At 65.7% G+C, this 15107-nt stretch carries 15 protein-coding genes and 1 tRNA gene; 10 read left to right on the forward strand and 6 right to left on the reverse strand.

The features are described 5' to 3' along the window. Positions 1-3: 3 nt before the first annotated feature. Complete coding sequence (locus tag AB4120_RS12930) at positions 4-864, reverse strand: MBL fold metallo-hydrolase (protein ID WP_149135298.1); 861 nt, start codon at positions 862-864, stop codon at positions 4-6. Positions 865-949: 85 nt separating this feature from the next. Between AB4120_RS12930 and AB4120_RS12935 the strand changes: the two genes are divergently transcribed. The 4 genes from AB4120_RS12935 to AB4120_RS12950 all read left to right on the forward strand — a co-directional run bounded on the left by AB4120_RS12935 (position 950) and on the right by AB4120_RS12950 (position 3922). After that, complete coding sequence (locus AB4120_RS12935; RefSeq protein WP_441642330.1) at positions 950-1273, forward strand: metalloregulator ArsR/SmtB family transcription factor; 324 nt, start codon at positions 950-952, stop codon at positions 1271-1273. 7 nt (positions 1274-1280) lie between these two features. After that, complete coding sequence (locus AB4120_RS12940) at positions 1281-1715, forward strand: YeeE/YedE family protein (RefSeq protein ID WP_149135300.1); 435 nt, start codon at positions 1281-1283, stop codon at positions 1713-1715. A 1-nt stretch (position 1716) separates the two neighbouring features. Next, entirely contained in the window at positions 1717-2148 is a 432-nt protein-coding gene (locus tag AB4120_RS12945) for a YeeE/YedE family protein (RefSeq protein WP_149135301.1), read from the forward strand. Positions 2149-2221: 73 nt separating this feature from the next. Then, the gene (locus AB4120_RS12950; protein ID WP_187645119.1) at positions 2222-3922 is read left to right on the forward strand and encodes a chloride channel protein; all 1701 of its coding nucleotides are present in this window, start codon (positions 2222-2224) and stop codon (positions 3920-3922) included. Positions 3923-4177: 255 nt separating this feature from the next. Here AB4120_RS12950 and AB4120_RS12955 read toward each other — a convergent pair. Beyond that, positions 4178-4262, reverse strand: a tRNA-Leu gene (locus AB4120_RS12955). A gap of 165 nt (positions 4263-4427) precedes the next feature. Between AB4120_RS12955 and AB4120_RS12960 the strand changes: the two genes are divergently transcribed. Beyond that, a complete protein-coding gene (locus AB4120_RS12960) occupies positions 4428-5345 on the forward strand; it encodes an alpha/beta hydrolase (RefSeq protein WP_149135303.1) in 918 nt (305 codons plus the stop codon). A 22-nt stretch (positions 5346-5367) separates the two neighbouring features. Here the strand turns inward: AB4120_RS12960 and AB4120_RS12965 are convergent, their stop codons facing one another. The 4 genes from AB4120_RS12965 to AB4120_RS12980 form a co-directional block, all read right to left on the reverse strand. Continuing rightward, the gene (locus AB4120_RS12965; protein WP_149135304.1) at positions 5368-6246 is read right to left on the reverse strand and encodes an NAD(P)-dependent oxidoreductase; all 879 of its coding nucleotides are present in this window, start codon (positions 6244-6246) and stop codon (positions 5368-5370) included. 118 nt (positions 6247-6364) lie between these two features. Beyond that, a complete protein-coding gene (locus tag AB4120_RS12970; protein WP_441642331.1) occupies positions 6365-7798 on the reverse strand; it encodes a DUF1996 domain-containing protein in 1434 nt (477 codons plus the stop codon). Positions 7799-7913: 115 nt separating this feature from the next. Beyond that, positions 7914-9062, reverse strand: a complete 1149-nt coding sequence (locus AB4120_RS12975) for a methyltransferase (RefSeq protein WP_149135307.1) — start codon at positions 9060-9062, stop codon at positions 7914-7916. 54 nt (positions 9063-9116) lie between these two features. Next, positions 9117-10058, reverse strand: coding sequence for a CysB family HTH-type transcriptional regulator (locus AB4120_RS12980; protein WP_149135308.1), 942 nt, complete (start codon positions 10056-10058; stop codon positions 9117-9119). Between the two features lie 171 nt (positions 10059-10229). Between AB4120_RS12980 and AB4120_RS12985 the strand changes: the two genes are divergently transcribed. From AB4120_RS12985 to cysD, 5 genes are read left to right on the forward strand one after another with little or no spacing between them, the layout of a single operon-like run. Then, entirely contained in the window at positions 10230-11003 is a 774-nt protein-coding gene (locus AB4120_RS12985) for a sulfite exporter TauE/SafE family protein (RefSeq protein WP_441642332.1), read from the forward strand. Between the two features lie 31 nt (positions 11004-11034). Continuing rightward, on the forward strand, positions 11035-12717 hold the full coding sequence (locus tag AB4120_RS12990) for a nitrite/sulfite reductase (RefSeq protein ID WP_149135309.1): 1683 nt from the start codon (positions 11035-11037) through the stop codon (positions 12715-12717). Between the two features lie 20 nt (positions 12718-12737). Next, entirely contained in the window at positions 12738-13313 is a 576-nt protein-coding gene (locus AB4120_RS12995; protein ID WP_149135310.1) for a DUF934 domain-containing protein, read from the forward strand. Further along, complete coding sequence (locus AB4120_RS13000; protein WP_441642333.1) at positions 13310-14116, forward strand: phosphoadenylyl-sulfate reductase; 807 nt, start codon at positions 13310-13312, stop codon at positions 14114-14116. Before AB4120_RS12995 ends, AB4120_RS13000 begins: the two co-directional genes overlap by 4 nt. A 25-nt stretch (positions 14117-14141) precedes the next feature. Beyond that, positions 14142-15101 (forward strand): sulfate adenylyltransferase subunit CysD, encoded by a 960-nt coding sequence (cysD, locus tag AB4120_RS13005; RefSeq protein ID WP_144197898.1) that lies wholly within the window; start codon positions 14142-14144, stop codon positions 15099-15101. The last annotated feature ends 6 nt before the right edge of the window (positions 15102-15107 follow it).

The following is a 15107-nucleotide window of genomic DNA, read 5'->3' on the forward strand; positions in this document are numbered from 1 at the left end:
CGCTCAGACCGTGTTGAGCGGAATCTTCAGGTAGCGAATGCCGTTCGCTTCGGCGGGCGGCAGCTCCCCCGCGCGGATATTGACTTGCACCGCCGGCAGTATCAGTGTCGGCATGGCCAGCGTCGCATCGCGCGCCTGGCGCATGGCAACGAACTGTTCCTCGCTCACGCCATCGTGCACGTGGATGTTGCCTTCACGTTGGGCTCGGACTGTTGTTTCCCACGCGGGCCCACGGGATTCGGGTGGATAGTCGTGGCACATGAAGAGGCGGGTATCCGGGTCCAGGTCCAGCAGCGTGTGGATGGAACGGTACAACGCGTGGGCATTCCCACCGGGAAAGTCGCAACGGGCCGTGCCAACGTCAGGCATGAACAGCGTGTCGCCGACGAAGACTGCATCCCCAATCTGGTACGCCATGTCAGCGGGTGTATGGCCGGGCACATGGAGCGCCTTGCCCTTCAGGCCGCCAATGACGAATTCCTCGTTCTCCTCGAACAGGTGGTCGAACTGTGAACCGTCGAGCCGAAACTCGGGCTCCAGGTTGAACAGTTTCTTGAAGACGCCCTGCACACTGCGGATGTGTTGGCCGATAGCAATCTTGCCGCCCACCTGACGCCGGAGATACGGCGCGGCTGACAAGTGGTCAGCGTGCGCATGCGTTTCCATAATCCACTCGACCTGCAGTGCATGCTCCCGCACGAAGGCGACGACCTTGTCGGCACTTGCCGTCGAGGTGCGCCCCGCTTTGGGGTCATAGTCCAGGACAGCGTCGATGATGGCGCACTCTGGGCGCCCCGCCTGATAGACCACGTAGGTCACGGTCCAGGTCGCGGGGTCGAAGAATGGCTGAATGGTGGGTTGCATGCGGGCCTCCTTGGGTGCAACACATTCTATTCACAAACAATATATAATTCAATATAATGTAAGTATCGAAATTGAAGGCTCATCCATGAGCGAGACCCATCCCGCTATCGACCTGGGCGCCATGCAAGCTGCTGCAGCGCAGGCCTGCGCGCTGCTCAAGCTGCTTGCAAACCAAGACCGGCTGCTGCTGATGTGCCAGCTCTCTCAGGGCGAGCGATGCGTAAGCGACCTGGAAACACAACTGGGCATTCGGCAGCCTACGCTCTCCCAGCAGTTGGGCGTGCTGCGCGAGAACGGTCTGGTGACAACGCGCCGCGAGGGGAAGAGCATCTTCTATTCCATTGCCAGCCAGGAGGCGCTTGCCGTGATGGCTGTGCTGTATGAGCAATTTTGCGCCAACACAAAGTAGAGGCGATATGTCGATTGACCTAGCTAACTTCACCCCCGGTTTGTCGCTGGCCGGAGGGCTCATCATTGGCGCAGCCGCTGCCGTGCTCGTCCTGTTCAACGGCCGGATTGCAGGCATCAGCGGCATCCTTGGGGGCCTGCTCAGCTTGCCGCGCCATGACATGACGTGGCGCGTGGCCTTCCTCGTCGGGTTGGTCAGCGCCCCTGTCCTGGGCAGCCTGCTCGGTCACCCGACGACGCCCGATATTCAGGCGAGCTGGGGCGAGATTCTGGTTGCCGGCTTCCTGGTCGGCCTCGGTACCCGCTACGCCAGCGGCTGCACAAGCGGTCACGGCGTCTGCGGCATCTCGCGTGGGTCCGTCCGCTCGCTGGTCGCGACCATGACGTTCATGACTGCGGGATTCCTGACCGTCCTCGTACAACGGCACATGATTGGAGGCTGACATGATGGCATTCGCTGCATTGCTGGCCGGACTGCTATTCGGCGTCGGCCTGATGGTTTCCGGCATGGCCAACCCGGCAAAAGTTCTGGGCTTTCTCGATCTGGCGGGACGCTGGGATCCATCGCTGGCCTTTGTCATGCTCGGGGCGATAGGCATTGGCACACTCGCATTCTTTGTCGCCAAACGTCGCAAACGCTCGTTACTGGGACTGCCCATCCAACTCCCGGCCAGCACCGAGGTAACGCCGAGGCTCGTTCTGGGTAGCATCGCGTTCGGCATCGGCTGGGGTCTGGCCGGCTTCTGCCCGGGCCCCGCGCTGGTTGCCATGGGTGCGGGTTATCCGAAGGCCGTGGGCTTCGTTGCCGCCATGGTGGCGGGCATGGTGGTCTTCGAGCTGATTGAGCGGATGAAATCGGGCATGCAACGCGCTTGAGCTGCGCAGCGCAGGCTTGACGGACAGTAGACCGGATTGACGCAACAGGACACGGCGAATGCTAAGAAAAAACATGCCTGCCTTTCAACCCCAGTTGGCGTGGCTTTACTTGCAAGGCCTGGCGTTTGCCATCGTGTTTGGCGCCGTTGGGGCATGCGCTGCCCACGCGTTCCGCTGGGCGTTGGAGCGGGCCAGTGCGAGTCTATTCAGGAGCGAGGACGATGTCTCGGTCGTGCTTGCGCATTTGGGCTGGCATTGGAAACTCGCCGTTCCGATTGCCGGTGGGGTGCTCGCGGGCGTCATCCTGCTCGCAGCGTTGCGCTACGAGAAGCGTAGCGGCACCAGCGGTGATTACCTGGAGGTCATCGACGGGCGCATGTCATCCATTCCGACGGCGCCTTCGCTATTGCGCTGCCTGTCGTCCTTTTTCTCCATCCTGTCTGGCGGCTCAGTGGGCAAGGAAGGGGCGATGGTGCAGCTATCGGCCACTATCGGGTCCATCTGCTCGCGCTGGATCGGCGGCCTGCACGGTGATCGCTTCCAGTTGGCCATTGCGACCGCTGCGACGGGCGGGCTGGCCGCGGTCTATCACACGCCGCTCGCCGCGGCGATCTTTATTGCCGAGATTGCCTTTGGCGGCATTGAATTTCGACGCCTGGCGCTACTCTTCGCTGCGGCGGTCGCGGCAACCTGGCTGACCACGCTGCTGGGGCAATTCAGCCAGCCATACCTCTTGCCGGTACATGAGTTCAAGCTCGATACCGCCGCACTGCTTGTCGTCATGTTCGTAGGGGTTTCCTGCGGCCTGACTGGCTCCCTGCTGCTCACGGCGATTCGATTCGCGAAGATTGGCTTCGCCAAAGTACCGGGTGGCCTTGTGATGCGGATGGCATTGGGCGGGCTGCTCGTCGGCGGTCTTATCGTGATCGCCCCGGAAGTCGCGGGGAATGGCTTCGCGCCAATTTCCCAACTGTTGCGCGATGAACCCGTGTCGGCCGCATTGTTCGCGTTGCTGGTGCTGAAGATATTGGCGACCGCGGCAACTGTCGGATCAGGCGCCGTGGGCGGGTTGTTCACACCATCGCTGCTGATTGGCGCGCTGACAGGAATGGGGTGCGTATCGTTGGTCAACGATGTGCTGCCCATTGCGCAGAACCCCATTCTGTTCGGCGTGGTGGGTATGGCGGCCGCGCTCGCGGCGACCACCCAGGCCCCGCTGATGTCCACGCTCATGGTCTTTGAGATGACGCGCGAACCCCTGCTGATTTTTCCGATCATGCTCGCTACCGTCGTTGGCTACGGCACAACCAGCATCCTTGGGCAGACAGGAACCTATGCCGTAGTAGGGCGACACCGCGAACGGTTTGCCAGTCGCAGTCGCTTGATGGAGATCTCGGTCGACAAGGTCATGCGGCCACTGGCGCGCTTTGTCCTCGAGAGTGCGTCCGTGGAGGAAGCGAGAAATCAAGGACTCGCGGAGAAGAATCGGTTCGTATTCGTCCTGGATCAACATCATGCCTTTGTCGGCGCCGTCTGGATGCACGATCTGATGGCCGTCAGAAATACGGGCACGGCAGAGACCTCGATAGCGGCGCTAGTCTCCCGTGACTTCCCGACGGTGTGCGCAAATGAGCGGCTTCGGGACGTTTGGGAAACGGTGGTGGCGTCGCCTGCGGAGCGGATTCCAGTACTCGCCGACCCGACGACAAGGCGGGTGGTAGGCGTCTTGCACAAGAGCGTCGTGCTCGAGCACGCAAGAGAGTTGCTGGGCTGAAGCGCATTCGCGTCTTCCTGGGCGCCACGTTCCAACGCATGCGCCAGGGCAGGATGTCCCTGGCAGGAAGTCGCGGCCGGTTTGCCGGCAGCGACGATTTTGCGGCGGTTACGCAACCCTGCGGATGTGGTTGCCCGGGACGCATCCCGCTTCGCGGCCGGGCCCGCCTGTTACAGGCCGGCCTGGAAACAAAAAACCCCGCAATCCTATGATTGGCGGGGTTTGGCGGACCTTGTGGAAAGGTCGGGGTCTTGCTGGTGCCCGGGGTCGGACTCGAACCGACACGCCTTGCGGCGGGGGATTTTGAGTCCCCTGCGTCTACCTGTTTCACCACCCGGGCATTTGGGCGGCGATACCCGGACGGGCATCGCACGGCGATGAACCGCGGATTATGCCGGAAATCCCCCCGCCGAACAACCGCCCCGGGCTTGCGGTAGCATAGCGCGCAGCGCCGCCCGCTTCAGCCCCCGTCCTCGTCGCGGCGTCTCCATCGGAGCACCGTGACATGTCAGACCAGCCGTCCCTGGCCAGCCTTGCCGAGTTGCCATCCCAAGATCCCGCGTTCTACGCGCACGCCTACAACAACCGCGCCCGCGTGCCGGACAACGCCACGCACATGGCCCGCTGGGCCGCCGATTCGGCGCTGGTGCGGGCCGCCGCGGCGTCTTACCTCGAGAACTTGCCCTATGGCGATCCGGCGTCGCCCCATGCCGACGACGAGCGCCTCGACTACTTTCCCGCCACGGGGGTGCCCGCCGGCACCCGTCCGCCGCTGCTGGTGTTCGTCCACGGCGGCTACTTCCGGGCGCTCGACAAGCGCGACCACAGCTTCGTAGCCGGCGTGCTGCCCCGGCGCGGCGTGTCGGTGGCGATCATCAACTACTCACTGTGCCCGGCGGTCACCGTGGAAACCATCGTCCGGCAGGTGGTGCAGAGCGTGGCGTGGCTGTACCGGCAGGGCGATGCCCTCGGCCATGACCGCGACCGCATCTTCGCGGCCGGGCATTCGGTGGGCGGCCATCTGGTGGCCATGCTGATGACGGCGCTGTGGCCGCAGGTGGGTGTGGACCTGCCAGCGGGCCTGATCCGGGGCGGGCTGTCGATCAGCGGCCTCTACGACCTCGAACCGCTGCGCCGCGCCGACTTCCTCCAGGTGGATCTGCGCCTGACCGAGTCAGATGTGGTGCGCCTCTCGCCGGCCTTCCTGCCGCCGGCCACGCGCGCGCCGCTGCTGACGGCGGTGGGCGAGATCGAATCGAGCGAATATCACCGCCAGAACGCGCTGATCCGCGCCGCCTGGCCGGACAACGTGCGCGAGGACATCCTGCTGCCGGGCCGCCATCATTTCAACGTGATGGACGACCTGGCGCGCGACGGCAGCCCGATGCTGCGCGCGCTGCTGGCGATGATTGGCGGGGTGTGAGCGGGATGTAGGCGGGAGGGCTTCAGGACGCGTCCGGCGCCTGTTCGAGCAGGCGCAGCAATGACGACGTGTCGTCGCGTCCCCAGCCGTTCGCCATCATCTGGTCGAGCTGGGCCGAGGTGACGCGCATCGCGGGCAGGTCCAGCCCGATCTGGTCGGCGATGTCCTGCGCCAGCCCGAAATCCTTGGCGTGGAGCCGCGACTCAATGCCGGCGGCGAAGTCGCGCGCGACCATCTTGGGCCCCATCAGGTCGAGCATGCGGCTGCCGGCATAGCCCGTGGAGAGCGCCTGGAACACCTTGCCGGTGTCCACGTTCTGCGCGGCGGCAAAGCGCATGGCCTCGGCGATGCCCTCAATATTGACCACCTGGGCGATCTGGTTGCACAGCTTGGCGACCTGGCCCGCGCCGTGGTCGCCGATATGCGTGATCGACTTGCCGAGCAGGTTCAACAGCGGCCGCACGGCCTCCAGGTGCTCGGCCTTGCCGCCGACCATGATGGTCAGCGTGGCGGCCTGTGCGCCGGTCGTGCCGCCCGACACCGGGCAGTCGAGCGCGTGGATGCCGCGTGCCGCCAGCGCCTGGGCAATCTCGCGCGTGACGATCGGCGAGATCGTGCTGTGATCGACGCAGATGGTGCCGGGCGCGGCGCCCTCGATCACGCCATCCTTGCCGAGCAGCACTGCACGCACGTCTTCCGACGAGGTGACGTTGGTGAACACCACGGCCGCCCCGCGTGCGGCGTCGGCGGGTGTGAAGCAAGGTTCCGCGCCAAGCTGGCGGGCCGCCTCGGCGGCCTCCGGGCGGCGCACGAAGGCCCGTACCGTGTGGCCGCCGGAAATCAGGTGGCCGACCATCGGTGCGCCCATCGCGCCGAGGCCAATAAATGCAAGGGTGGTCATCTGCGGTTCCTTATCCCCATCGTAAAAAAGCCATGTGTCGCCGGCTTGGGCGACACATGGCGAGGATAGCCGAGGACGCCGCGCGGCGCCATGCAGGCGCCTGCGCGGTGCCGGGGGCTCAGAACGGCAGCGGCTGGATGGCGCGCAGGATCAGCAGCGGGCTGTGGGGCCCTTCCTTGCTGCTGAAGGCGAAGGCATGGCCGGGGCGCACGGCCTTCACGCAGAACGAGATCGTCTTTTGGCCCGCCGCGAGCGCGTTGGCCACTGCCGCGCTGACGTCGATGTTCCGATATTGCGCCACATGGTTGAGGTGAAGCCGTCCCACGAACCGGCCGCCGCACGCTGGTGCGTTGGCCATGGTCAGCGTGTCCTCGTGCCACGCCGTGTCGGTCACGAACACCTGCAACATGTCGGCGGCCGTGCCGGTGACGTTGCCGCCATGCAGCATGATCTTGTACTCGGGCCTGAAGCGGGCAGCCAGCGCCTGCGCGCCTTCCGGGATCTGGAACTTCATGTAGAAGCGCAGCGGCGGCGTGGCGCCTTGCGCCGCCTCGGTGGCCAGCTTCACGTCGCGGCCGAATGTCGTGTTGACATCGTCGCCCCCGCTGACCAATGCATCAGCCTCGGGCGCGGTGTAGTCGTACGGTATTTCCCGGGCGCAGGCGCGCTCCTTGTTCAGGCAATGCTCGGTCATGTAGCGCATGGCCTTGGGCTGCCAGCCGTTGAAGAAGTCGGCATGCCCGGAATAGAGCGAACCCCAGTTCTCCTGGGAGACGTTGCCATGGGCGTTCAGCGATGGATCCTTCGAGAGCTGCGCGTGCGTGAGATCGCGCACCTGGCCCAGCGCATAGGCGAGGTTGATGCTCAGGTGCGGCACACGCACCGGATAGCCGACCGGGCAGGCGCCGCTGCGGTCGGCATAGGCCATGTTGTTATAGCCGCCGTGATGGGAGCGCAGCGTCGGATTCAGATTCGTGCCGTCCCAGCAGGTGGGGAAGCTGATGCCGATGTTGAGTTGCGTACCCCTCACCGGATCGGGCACGCAGTCGGTCGGAATGGTGTTGGTGTAGCCCCTGCGGCTGCCGGTGCACAGGAAGGAGATGCGCGGGTTGGGCTGCGTGCCGGTGTGGTTGCCGGCCAGCATCTGCAGGCCGGTTGGCATGGCGCTGACCGGATAGCGGTTGGAACTCGGCACCGCCGCGTTCGAGTAGTAGGTCTTCTTGTAGGTGGGCGGCACGATCCTGCCGTCGGCCAGCTTCAGCGAGGGGGCCCAGTACGAGCTGGAGTCCGCCGCGTTCTCGCAGGTGGTGCCGGGCTGCGCCAGCAGGTCGGCGCCCGTGGTGTAGGCGTTTGCCGCCGTGTTGCCGAAGAAGTCATGCCACATTGCCGTGCCTGGGCGCTTCGGGTGGACGATGGGGTCGTCCGCCAGCGTGTGCGAGTACAGGCAGAGCGCATTGGCGCGGCCGTCGCGCAGGGTGCCCTGCGCCATCGCAGAGAAGCTGGCGGCCAGGCCGCCCACCAGCACAAGGGTTTTGAGACAGGAAGCGTTCATCGGTCGTTGTTGGTATCGGAATGGGCCGCCTGACAGGAACAGGCGCCGCCGATTCTAGCGACGATAAACGCAATAAATTACCTCAATATCTCTCGTATTGTTGCGGTTTGGAGAATCAACGATTCTGCGATGCCGCGAGTCGCCACAGCGACGTCACTTCGGCCTTGCGAGCCTGATGCAGCGGGTCGTCCGGATCACTCGCCTTGGGATGGCGCGGGCGGATGTCGGAGCGGCCCAGCACCTTCAGCCCCGCGTCTTCGATCCAGCCCAGCAGTTCCTCGCGCGTGCGCAGGCCCAGGTGCTCGGCGAAATCGGAGAGCAGCAGCCAGCCCTGGCCGGCCGGCTCCAGATGGTCGGCCAGGCCGGCGAGGAAGCCGCGCAGCATGCGGCTTTCCGGATCGAACACGGCATGCTCGACCGGCGAACTCGGTCGCGCGGGCACCCATGGCGGGTTGCAGACCACCAGCGGGGCGCGGCCAGCCGGGAAGAGGTCGGCCTCGACCACTTCCACCCGGTCGGCCAGACCCAGCCGGCCGAGGTTGTCGCGGGCGCATTGCAGTGCGCGCGGGTCCTGGTCCGTGGCCACCACGCGGCGCACGCCGCGCTGGGCCAGCAGCGCCGCCAGCACGCCGGTGCCCGTGCCGATGTCGAAGGCGAGCTTGTCTGACGGCAGCGCTTCCTTGGCGACGAGATCGAGGTATTCGCCGCGCACCGGCGAGAACACGCCGTACCACGGGTGAATCCGTTCGCCCAGGGCCGGGATCTCGACGCCCTTCTTGCGCCACTCGTACGCGCCGATCAGGCCGAGCAGTTCGCGCATCGACGCCACATAGGGCGCCGTGGCCGGGCCGTAGACCTGCGTGCATGCCTCGGCCACCTCGGGCGCGCGGCGCAGCGGCACCACGTGGCCGGCGTCGAACGGCAGCAGCAGCATGCCCAGCGTGCGCGCGCGCTGCGACTGCGCCAGCCGGTGCTTGTGGAACGCCTCGGTCATATTGGCCGGCGGCTTGGGCGCGCGCTTGGGTTTGCGGTCGGTGCGGCGGGCCATGGCCTGGAGCAGCTGGCGCGCGTTCTGGAAGTCGCCGCGCCAGAGCAGGGCCACGCCTTCGCTGGCCAGCCGGAACGCCGTGTCGGCGGGCGTCTGGTCATCGGCAATCACCACGCGCTTCGGCGGCGGCAGGCCGGCCTCGGAGCGCCACAGCGCGCTGCGCTCGGCGCCGTCTTCGGTCCAGTGGATGGTCGGGAGGGAGGAGGAGTCAGACATATCTATATAGAGGGAGGCGTGCGCCACATCGGCAGGCAAACTTAAATGTGCCGATTACAGCTCATAGGCCTCGTGATCGCCCGACATCGCCTGTTCCACGAGCTTGCGGTTCAGGGTGGGCGAGAACAATTCGATGAAGGTATAGACGAAGCTGCGCAAATACGCGCCCTGTTTGACGGCCAGGTGCGTCACATTGGTGCCGAACAGATGGCCGACCGGGATGCCGCGCAGGTTGCGGTCGCGCTCGGCGTCGAACGCCACGCCGGCCACGATGCCGATGCCCAGGCCAATCTCGACATAGGTCTTGATCACGTCGGCGTCGATAGCCTCGAGGATGATGTCCGGCTCCAGTTGCCGCAAGGCGAACGCCTTGTCGATCTTGGGGCGGCCCGCGAAATTCGGATCGTAAGTGATCAATGGGTAACTCGCGAGATCCTCGAGCGCGATGTGCTTCTTTTCCAGCAGCGGATGGTCGGGCGGCGTGATGACCATGTGCGACCACTGGTAGCCCGGCAGCGAGACCAGCCCTTTGTCGCCCGAGATGCCCTCGGTGGCGATGCCGATGTCGGCCTGGTCGTGCAGGATCATGTCCGCGATCTGCGCGGGGTTGCCCTGCTGGATCGACAGCCGCACCTTGGGGTAGCGCTTGGTGAACTCGCCAATCACGCGCGGCAGCGCATAGCGCGCCTGGGTGTGCGTGGTGGCGATGGTGAAGTTGCCCTGGTCCTGCGCCGCGTAGTCCTTGCCCACGCGCTTCAGGCTTTCCACCTCCTGAAGAATCTTCTCCACCGAAGTCAGGATGCGGCGCCCCGGCTCGGTCAGGCTGCGGATGCGCTTGCCGTGCCGCGTGAAGATATCGACGCCCAGCTCTTCCTCCAGCTCGATGATGGCCTTGGAGACGCCAGGTTGTGACGTATAAAGCGCTTTAGCGGCCTCGGTCAGGTTGTAGTTCTGACGGACGGCCTCGCGCACGAAGCGGAACTGGTGCAGGTTCATATAACTCGGTGCGTATAAACAAACAACTTCTTATTAGTTTGAGATATGAGGCCAGTTTATTACGATTTTCGAACTTTGTTAAATAACGGCCTGCCCGTATTGCGTCCGCGCCCAGCCTGACCCCCGGCGAAGCGTGAAAGTGATGGGAAAGGCATTGTCGAGACCCCCCGAATGTCCCTTGCGTACACCGCTTCCGGTCTGATGGTAGGTATCCTGGTCGGCCTGACCGGGGTAGGCGGGGGCTCGCTCATGACCCCGCTGCTGACCCTGCTGTTCGGCTTCTCGCCGGCCACGGCGGTGGGTACCGACCTCGCGTTTGCCTCCATCACCAAGGGCTTCGGCACCATCGCGCACCGCGCCCATGGCCACGTGCAGTGGCAGGTGGTGCGCCGTCTCTGCATCGGCAGCCTGCCTGCCGCGCTGGTCGCCATCCTCGTGCTCAAGAGCGCCGGGGAGCTGGACGCGCGCTGGCTGCATGGCATTCGGCTGATGATCGGCGTGTCGGTGCTGCTGACCGTAATGTCGCTGCTGTTCCGCAAGCAGATGCTGGCCTGGCTCGAACGCAACCCGCGCTTCCAGCTGGAAGGCCGCCGCCAGATGGTGGCCACCGTGGTGGTGGGCGCCGTGATCGGCGTGCTGGTCACGGTGTCGTCGATCGGCGCCGGCGCGGTTGGCGCCACGCTGATCCTGCTGCTGTACCCCCATATGAAGCCGGCCGAGGTGGCCGGCACCGATATCGCCTACGCCGTGCCCCTCACGGCGGTGGCTGGGCTGGGCCACGTGTGGCTCGGCACCGTCGACTGGAATTTGCTGCTGGCGCTGCTGGTGGGCTCGATCCCCGGCATCTGGCTGGGCGCGCAACTGTCCCGGGCGCTGCCCGAGCGGCTCGTGCGCGCCGCCCTGGCTACCACGCTCACGCTGGTCGCCATCAAGCTCGTTTCCTAAGCATTCAACGAATACTGAACGGACCCACACCATGTATCAGTACGATCAATACGACCAGCGCATCGTCCAGGAGCGCGTTGCCCAGTTCCGTGACCAGGTGCGCCGCCGCCTTGCCGACGAACTGACCGAAGAGGAATTCCTGCCGCTGCGGCTGCAGAATGGCCTGTACATGCAGCGCCATGCCTACATGCTGCGCGTGGCCATTCCGTACGGCCTGCTGTCGTCGAAGCAGATGCGCATGCTGGCGCACATCGCGCGCGAGTACGACCGCGGCTACGGCCACTTCTCCACGCGCCAGAACATCCAGTACAACTGGATGGACCTCGAGCGCGTGCCGGACGTGCTGGCCGACCTTGCCAGCGTGGAGATGCACGGCATCCAGACTTCGGGCAACTGCGTGCGCAACATCACCACCGACCACTTCGCCGGCGTGACGCCGGACGAGACCGTGGACCCGCGCGTGCTGGCCGAACTGCTGCGCCAGTGGAGCACCTTCCAGCCCGAATTCGCCTTCCTGCCGCGCAAGTTCAAGATCGCGATCTCGGCCTCCGCCAACGACCGCGCCGTGGTGCAGATGCACGACATCGGCATCTACGCCTACCGGAACGCTGCCGGCGAGACGCGCCTGCGCATCCTGGCCGGTGGTGGCCTGGGCCGCACGCCGATCCTGGGCACGATCATCAAGGACGACCTGCCGTGGCAGCACCTGCTGACCTACGTGGAGTCGGCAATTCGCGTGTACAACCGCTACGGCCGCCGCGACAACAAGTACAAGGCGCGCATCAAGATCCTCGTGAAGGCCATCGGCGCCGAGAAGTTCGCCGCCGAGGTCGAGGAAGAGTGGCAGCACAGCAAGGACGGCCCGGGCACCATCACGCAGGACGAATTCGACCGTGTGGCGCAGTACTTCACCCCGCCGACCTACGAGAAGCTGGCCGACACCGATGCCGGCTATGAGAAGCACCTGCTCGAGGACAAGGCGTTCGCGCGCTGGGTCAGCCGCAGCGTGCATGCCCACAAGGTGCCGGGCTACGCCGCCGTGACGCTCTCCACCAAGCCGGGCCCCGTCTCGCCCCCGGGCGATGCCACGGACAAGCAGATGGAAGCCGTGGCCGACCTGGCCGACCGCTACGGGTTTGGCGAGCTGCGCGTGGCGCACGAGCAGAACCTGGTGCTGCCCGACGTGAAGAAGCACGACCTGTTCGCCCTCTGGCAGGAAGCGAAGCAGGCCGGCCTGGCGACGGCCAACATCGGCCTGCTGACCGACATCATCGCCTGCCCGGGCGGCGATTTCTGCTCGCTGGCGAATGCCAAGTCGATCCCGATCGCGCTGGGTATCCAGGAGCGTTTCGACAACCTCGACTTCGTGCACGACCTGGGCGAGATCTCGCTGAACATCTCCGGCTGCATTAACGCGTGCGGCCACCACCACGTAGGCAACATCGGCGTGCTGGGCGTGGACAAGGACGGTTCCGAGTGGTACCAGGTGACGCTCGGCGGCGCCCAGGGCAACAACACCGCGCTGGGCAAGGTCATCGGCCCGTCGTTCAGCGCCGAGGAAATGCCCGACGTGGTGAGCCGCATCATCGAGACCTTTGTCGCGCACCGCGTGGAGGACGAGCGCTTCATCGACACGTTCGCCCGTATCGGCATCGCCCCGTTCAAGGAACGTGTGTACGCCGACAAGCAGCGCGAAGAGCGCGCCGAAGCCTGACGACCCCGGAGAGACTGAACATGGCAAAGATCATTCAACTGCAACGCAACGCCGCCGACCTCCGCCCCGTGATCGTCGAGGACAACTGGACCGTGCTGCGCGCCACCGAGACCGAGCCGCTGGACGAGGCCCGCGTGGCCGCGGCCGCGCAGGGCACGGGCGCCGTGCTGTTCCCGCTGTCGGTGTGGAAAGCGCACGAAGCGCTGCTGGCCGGCCGCGACAAGGCCATCACCGGCGTGTGGCTGGCGCCCGAAGACGAGCCGGGCGATGCCGAGGCGTTCTTCGGCCGCGTGTCGCTGGTGGCCGTGGATTTCCCGGTGTTCCGCGATGGCCGCGGCTTCTCGTCGGCCTACCTGCTGCGCACCCGCTACCACTGGGACGGCCAGCTCCGCGCCATCGGCGATGTGCTGCGCGACCAGCTCAACTTCATGAAGCGCTGCGGCTTCGACGCCTTTGCGGTGCGCGCCGACAAGAACATCGACGACGCCATTAAGGGCTTCACCGAGTTCACGGTGGCCTACCAGGCCTCGGTGGACGAGCCGCTGCCGCTGTTCCGCCGCAACCGCGCGGAAGTGACCGCCCGGGGCGCTGCATGAGCACGGTGATCTCCGACATCCCAGTGGTGGAGATGGGTGCGCCGGTGTCCGGCCTGCGCCCGCCCGCGCTGTGGACCCAGCCGGTCTACACCGGCACCGTGGAGGCGCTGGAAGCCAAGGAACGCGCGCTGGCCGAGCGGCTGGCCGGTATCGCGGGCCGCTTCTTCCGCGCCCGTTTCGCCACCAGCCTGGCCGCCGAGGACATGGTCCTGACCGATGCCATCCTGCGCGGCGGCGACGCCGTGCGCGCCGGCATCCGCGTGTTCACGCTGAACACGGGCCGCCTGCACGCGGAGACGCTGGCCGTGCTGGACCAGGTGCATGCGCACTACGGCTACGCCATCGAGCAGTTCACGCCGGATCAGGACGCGGTGGAGAACTACCTGAAGAACCACGGCCTGAACGCGTTCTACGACAGCGTGGACCTGCGCAAGAGCTGCTGCGGCATCCGCAAGGTGGAGCCGCTGAACCGCGCGCTGTCCCACGCCGATGCGTGGATGACCGGCCAGCGCCGCGAGCAGGCCGTCACGCGCGCCGAGCTGCCGTTCGAGGAACTGGACGAAGCGCGCGGCATCCCCAAATTCAATCCGCTGGCCGACTGGACCGAGGCCGAGGTCTGGGCCTACCTGGTGCGCCACAACGTGCCGGTGAACGCGCTGCATGCCAAGGGCTACCCGAGCATCGGCTGCGAGCCGTGTACACGCGCCGTGAAGCCTGGCGAAGACGTCCGCGCAGGACGTTGGTGGTGGGAGAGCAAGGACTCGAAAGAGTGCGGGCTCCACGAACAGAACATCAAGCATTAACGGATTCAACGAGGCCGAGAACGACATGGGCATCATGAACGACATCGCAGAAGCAGGGGTTGAACACCTGCTCCAGGTCCAGAACGACCACCTCGACCGGCTGGAAGCCGAGTCGATCTACATCATCCGTGAAGTGGTGGCCGAGTGCCGCAACCCGGCGCTGCTGTTCTCCGGCGGCAAGGACTCGATCGTCATGCTGCACCTGGCGCTGAAGGCCTTCCGCCTGGGCGACCGCAAGGTGGAACTGCCGTTCCCGCTGGTGCACATCGACACCGGCCACAACTATCCGGAAGTGATCGCCTTCCGCGACCAGCGCGTGGCGGAACTGGGCGCGCGCCTGGTGGTGGGCCATGTCGAGGATTCGATCAAGCGCGGCACGGTGCGCCTGCGCAAGGAAACCGACTCGCGCAACGCGGCGCAGGCCGTGACGTTGCTGGAAACCATCGAGGCCCACAAGTACGACGCCCTGATGGGCGGCGCCCGCCGCGACGAAGAGAAGGCCCGCGCCAAGGAACGGATCTTCTCGTTCCGCGACGAGTTCGGCCAGTGGGACCCCAAGGCCCAGCGTCCCGAGCTGTGGAGCCTGTACAACGCCCGCATGGCGGCAGGCGAGCAGATGCGCGTGTTCCCGATCTCGAACTGGACCGAGCTGGACGTGTGGCAGTACATCGCCCGGGAAAACCTGGCCCTGCCGCCGATCTACTACGCGCACCAGCGCGAAGTGGTGCGCAAGAACGGCCTGCTGGTGCCGGTGACGCCGATCACGCCCAAGCAGGATGGCGATGTGAGCGAGGTGCTGTCGGTACGCTTCCGGACCGTGGGCGACATCTCCTGCACCTGCCCGGTGGCCAGCACGGCCGCCAACCCGGTGGACATCATCGCCGAGACCGCGGTGACCGAGATCACCGAGCGCGGCGCCACCCGGATGGACGACCAGACCAGCGAGGCGTCGATGGAGCGCCGCAAGAAGGAAGGCTACTTCTAAGCCGCA

Origin of the sequence: Cupriavidus sp. 2KB_3, assembly GCF_052115685.1 — a bacterium.
Lineage (GTDB): Bacteria > Pseudomonadota > Gammaproteobacteria > Burkholderiales > Burkholderiaceae > Cupriavidus > Cupriavidus campinensis.

What these genes read in the sequence shown, in the direction of transcription:
- AB4120_RS12990 (WP_149135309.1), top strand. Translation starts at nt 11,035, where the DNA reads ATGTATCAGTACGATCAATACGACCAGCGCATCGTCCAGGAGCGCGTT.
- AB4120_RS12930 (WP_149135298.1), bottom strand. Translation starts at nt 864, where the DNA reads ATGCAACCCACCATTCAGCCATTCTTCGACCCCGCGACCTGGACCGTG.
- AB4120_RS12940 (WP_149135300.1), top strand. Translation starts at nt 1,281, where the DNA reads ATGTCGATTGACCTAGCTAACTTCACCCCCGGTTTGTCGCTGGCCGGA.
- AB4120_RS12945 (WP_149135301.1), top strand. Translation starts at nt 1,717, where the DNA reads ATGATGGCATTCGCTGCATTGCTGGCCGGACTGCTATTCGGCGTCGGC.
- AB4120_RS12995 (WP_149135310.1), top strand. Translation starts at nt 12,738, where the DNA reads ATGGCAAAGATCATTCAACTGCAACGCAACGCCGCCGACCTCCGCCCC.
- AB4120_RS12950 (WP_187645119.1), top strand. Translation starts at nt 2,222, where the DNA reads ATGCCTGCCTTTCAACCCCAGTTGGCGTGGCTTTACTTGCAAGGCCTG.
- AB4120_RS12965 (WP_149135304.1), bottom strand. Translation starts at nt 6,246, where the DNA reads ATGACCACCCTTGCATTTATTGGCCTCGGCGCGATGGGCGCACCGATG.
- AB4120_RS12980 (WP_149135308.1), bottom strand. Translation starts at nt 10,058, where the DNA reads ATGAACCTGCACCAGTTCCGCTTCGTGCGCGAGGCCGTCCGTCAGAAC.
- AB4120_RS12985 (WP_441642332.1), top strand. Translation starts at nt 10,230, where the DNA reads ATGTCCCTTGCGTACACCGCTTCCGGTCTGATGGTAGGTATCCTGGTC.
- AB4120_RS13000 (WP_441642333.1), top strand. Translation starts at nt 13,310, where the DNA reads ATGAGCACGGTGATCTCCGACATCCCAGTGGTGGAGATGGGTGCGCCG.
- cysD (WP_144197898.1), top strand. Translation starts at nt 14,142, where the DNA reads ATGGGCATCATGAACGACATCGCAGAAGCAGGGGTTGAACACCTGCTC.
- AB4120_RS12960 (WP_149135303.1), top strand. Translation starts at nt 4,428, where the DNA reads ATGTCAGACCAGCCGTCCCTGGCCAGCCTTGCCGAGTTGCCATCCCAA.
- AB4120_RS12935 (WP_441642330.1), top strand. Translation starts at nt 950, where the DNA reads ATGAGCGAGACCCATCCCGCTATCGACCTGGGCGCCATGCAAGCTGCT.
- AB4120_RS12970 (WP_441642331.1), bottom strand. Translation starts at nt 7,798, where the DNA reads ATGAACGCTTCCTGTCTCAAAACCCTTGTGCTGGTGGGCGGCCTGGCC.
- AB4120_RS12975 (WP_149135307.1), bottom strand. Translation starts at nt 9,062, where the DNA reads ATGTCTGACTCCTCCTCCCTCCCGACCATCCACTGGACCGAAGACGGC.